Source organism: Salinibacterium sp. (assembly GCF_031364185.1).
In the GTDB taxonomy this organism is placed as follows: domain Bacteria; phylum Actinomycetota; class Actinomycetes; order Actinomycetales; family Microbacteriaceae; genus Rhodoglobus.
The window spans coordinates 1-3,778 of the sequence record NZ_JANLVV010000240.1 but is presented as its reverse complement, the minus strand read 5'-3'; the positions used below and the strand labels follow the sequence as shown (position 1 = coordinate 3,778).

At 62.1% G+C, this 3,778-nt stretch carries 4 protein-coding genes; all 4 read left to right on the top strand.

Translation table 11 applies throughout. From position 1 onward, the window contains the following. Positions 1-435, top strand: a 435-nt coding sequence (locus tag RMN95_RS10750; protein ID WP_309616914.1) for a Gfo/Idh/MocA family oxidoreductase, incomplete at its 5' end; no start/stop codon positions are given. After that, positions 432-1,433: a sugar phosphate isomerase/epimerase family protein gene (locus tag RMN95_RS10745; protein WP_309616913.1), complete on the top strand. Its 1,002-nt coding sequence runs from the start codon at positions 432-434 to the stop codon at positions 1,431-1,433. The genes RMN95_RS10750 and RMN95_RS10745, both read left to right, overlap by 4 nt. Before the next feature lie 26 nt (positions 1,434-1,459). Continuing rightward, positions 1,460-2,689, top strand: a complete 1,230-nt coding sequence (locus RMN95_RS10740) for an ROK family transcriptional regulator (RefSeq protein ID WP_309616912.1) — start codon at positions 1,460-1,462, stop codon at positions 2,687-2,689. Positions 2,690-2,947: 258 nt separating this feature from the next. Beyond that, the coding region (locus RMN95_RS10735) for a ThuA domain-containing protein (RefSeq protein ID WP_309616911.1) at positions 2,948-3,778 on the top strand (831 nt) is incomplete at its 3' end.

Sequence of the window (3,778 nt, the reverse complement as noted above, 5' to 3'; positions counted from 1 at the left end):
ACCGGCCGCTTCGACAGCGGGGTGCTCGGAATTTTCGAGGCCACCCGGTTCGCCACCGGCCGCAAGAACGCCCTGAGGGTGGAGGTATCTGGCTCGAAGGGTGCGCTGGCCTTCGACCTCGAAGACCTTAACTCGCTGCAGTTCTATGACGCGACGGTGGATGCCACGCTGCAGGGTTTCACCAAGATATTGGTGACCGAGCCCGAGCATCCCTATATCGCAGCATGGTGGCCCGCCGGGCACATGCTCGGCTATGAGCACGCCTTCTCGAACCAGGTGAAGGACTTCGTCGACGCGATCACGAGCGGCACCCAGCCGACACCATCCTTTGACGATGGGCTGCAGGTGCAGCGAGTGCTTGCCGCAGTGGAGTCGAGTTCACACAATGGAAGCGCCTGGACGGCGATCACTCACGAATCAGGGAGCCCATCATGACCCGACCCGTCACACTGTTCACCGGCCAATGGGCCGACCTCCCGCTCGCAGAGGTCGTTCGGCTGGCCTCGGATTGGGGCTATGACGGACTCGAAATCGCCTGCTGGGGGGATCACCTCGACCCCAACCGCTGGGATGACTCCGACTATGTGTCATCCAAACTCGATCTCCTCGAACGCCACAACCTGAAGGTGTGGGCAATCTCAAACCACCTCAAGGGCCAGGCCGTGTGCGACGACCCGATCGACCAGCGCCACCGCGACATCCTGCCGGACTCCGTGTGGGGCGATGGTGAGCCGGAGGGAGTGCGCCAGCGCGCGGCCGAGGAGATGAAGAACACGGCACGGCTGGCGGCGAAACTCGGGGTGAAGACGGTCACCGGGTTCACCGGGTCATCCATCTGGAAGTATGTCGCGATGTTCCCGCCCGTTTCGCAGGAGGCGATTGACGCCGGCTACCAGGACTTTGCCGACCGCTGGAACCCGATCATGGACGTATTCGACGAGGTGGGGGTGCGGTTTGCGTTGGAGGTTCACCCCTCCGAGATCGCGTTCGACTACTGGACCACCGTGCGAACGATGGAGGCCATCGGCCACCGCGAATCGTTCGGATTAAACTGGGACCCGAGCCACATGGTCTGGCAGGACATTGACCCGGTGGGGTTTCTGTACGACTTTAGAGACCGCATCTTCAACGTGCACATTAAGGACACCAAGAAGCGCGTGGGAAATGGCAGGAACGGCCGACTCGGCTCACTACTGGCGTGGGCGGACGGCCGTCGCGGCTGGGACTTCATCTCGACCGGCCACGGCGATGTGCCATGGGAGAACTGCTTCAGGATGCTCAATCAGATCGGCTACACCGGCCCGACCTCGGTCGAGTGGGAGGATGCCGGCATGGATCGACTGCTCGGAGCGCCCGAAGCCCTCGAGTTCGTGCGGAGGCTCGCCTTTGACGCGCCGACCGCCGCCTTCGATGCCGCGTTCAGCACCAAATAGCCGCAGGGCTGCGAGAAGACCACGCCGTGTCGACCACCGAACCGCCCCTGTTCGGGTTAGCGACAACGGCGATGACCAGCGAATCGCGCAGGACGAACCTCTCGCTCATTCTTTCGCTCGTTCATCATCGCGGTGCGCTCAGTAGATCCGAGCTCACTCGGGCGACCGGACTCAATAGATCAACCGTCGCGACTCTGAGCGGGCAGCTGGTCGATCTCGGGCTCGTGTACGAGACTGCGCCGACCACGACCGCGATGATCGGAAGACCGAGCCCCGAGGTCAATCCGAGCGGAGCGATGGTCGCGCTCGCCATCAATCCAGAGGTGGATGCGATCACCATCGGCCTGGTCGCGCTCGGCGGGCGTGTGCTCAAGAAGGTTCGCTACGAGACTGCGCACATCCCTTCGGTGCAGGAGGTGGTCAACGTTTCGGCAGCCGTCATTGACGGGATCCGCTCTGAACTGCACTCGCGCTACCGGGTGGTGGGAATGGGCGTTGCTGTCCCCGGACTCACCCGCGCGGCCGACGGCATCGTCACCTATGCACCCCACCTCGGGTGGAAGGATGAGCCGATCGCACGACTGCTCCAGGAGGCCACCGGCTTTCCGGTCTGGGCCGCAAACGATGCGTCACTGGGAGCAGTTGCCGAACTTCTGTTTGGCGCCGGGGTGGGCTCGATGGATTTGATCTACCTCAATGGGGGCGCCAGCGGCGTCGGGGGTGGAATCGTGAGCAACGGCTCGCTGCGCACGGGGGCGGCTGGATTCGCGGGCGAGATTGGTCACACCCTCGTCAATTCTGATGGGGTCGTGTGCCACTGCGGATCGATCGGATGCCTCGAGACCGAGGTCTCTCTTGGCCGCCTGCAGGATCTCGTGGGGCTTCGCGGTGCCGACATCGACGATGTCGAGGTTGCCCTGGCAGCGGGGTGGAACGATGTCATCGCTACCGAGGTCAATGCACAGCTCGACTTCCTTGCGATCGCGCTAAGCAATGTAGTCAACATCTTCAACCCCGAGCGGATCGTCCTGGGTGGTTTTCTTGCGACCCTCTTCCAGCTCAACCCCGAACGGCTGACCGTGCAGGTCGCCTCCAGGGCCCTTCATGGCCCGCGGGAGGTCGCGACCATCACCAGGGCGGTGCTGGGATCCAGTTTGCTCATGATCGGGGCGGCCGAGTTGGCCCTCGCGCCGCTTCTGGCCGACCCGGCCGGAGCACGCGCTCTCACCACGAGCGGTCTCACGCCGAAGAATTAGGACGATGAGTCGTCGGCAATTGTTGCAACTGAGGAAGAATGTGAAGACCAGCTAGCCCGCGTAAAAATCCCCTTTTTTTCTGCCCAATTCACGTCCACAGCTGATAAAAAATTTTTCTTGTATGCATGGTCATGTATTTAGCTTGACAAACAACATTTATACGCCCTAGCCTCGCACCAGGCACCGTCATCGTGGACTGCCCCCGTCGCGGTCACGAAAACCAGGGCCAGGTGAATCGTCGACGCTAGGAGTCCCCCCATGAGAAATGCAATCAGCCTCGCCCGACGTGCCACCGCACGGGTGCTCTCGCTTCTCGCTTCGGTCGCCATGGTCTCTGGCTTTGTTGTGCCGCTGACCCTAGATTCGGCTGCCGCAGCCCAACCCGCTGACGTTGCTCAATCCACTGACGTTTCTCAATCCACTGACGTGAGCCAACCCGCTGTCGCGGCCCAGCCCGTCGACTTCCGTGTGCTCGTCTTCTCGAAGACGGCTGGCTTCCGCCACGGAGCGATTCCGCTTGCCAACGCGCTCATTTCACAGCTTGCGGCCGATAACAACTTCGAGGCCGTGTTCAGCGAAGACGCTACCGTCTTCGATTCGGCGAATGCGGAGGTGCTCGCCGGCTTCGATGCGGTCGTCTTCAATTCGACCACGGGCGACGTGCTGGATGCGGGACAGCAGTCGACTTTCGAGGCCTACATTCGGGGTGGTGGGGGGTTTGCTGGCATCCACTCGGCCACCGATACCGAGTATGACTGGGCCTTCTATGGCCAGCTTATCGGCGGCTACTTCAACGGACATCCTGCTCCGCAGCTCGCCTCGATCACGGTCGAAGATGACATGAACGAGTCCACCAAGCATCTCGATGGTGACACCTGGGACCGCACGGACGAGTGGTACAACTTCCGCAGTCTCGACCGGGACAAGGTGCATGTGCTGCTATCGCTCGATGAGAAGTCGTACACCGGCGGCAACATGGGGCCGGAGCATCCGATCTCGTGGTGCCAGGAATTTGAGGGCGGACGCTCGTGGTACACCGGCCTGGGCCACACCGACGCGAGCTACTCTGAGGCCGCGTTTCAGAAGCAT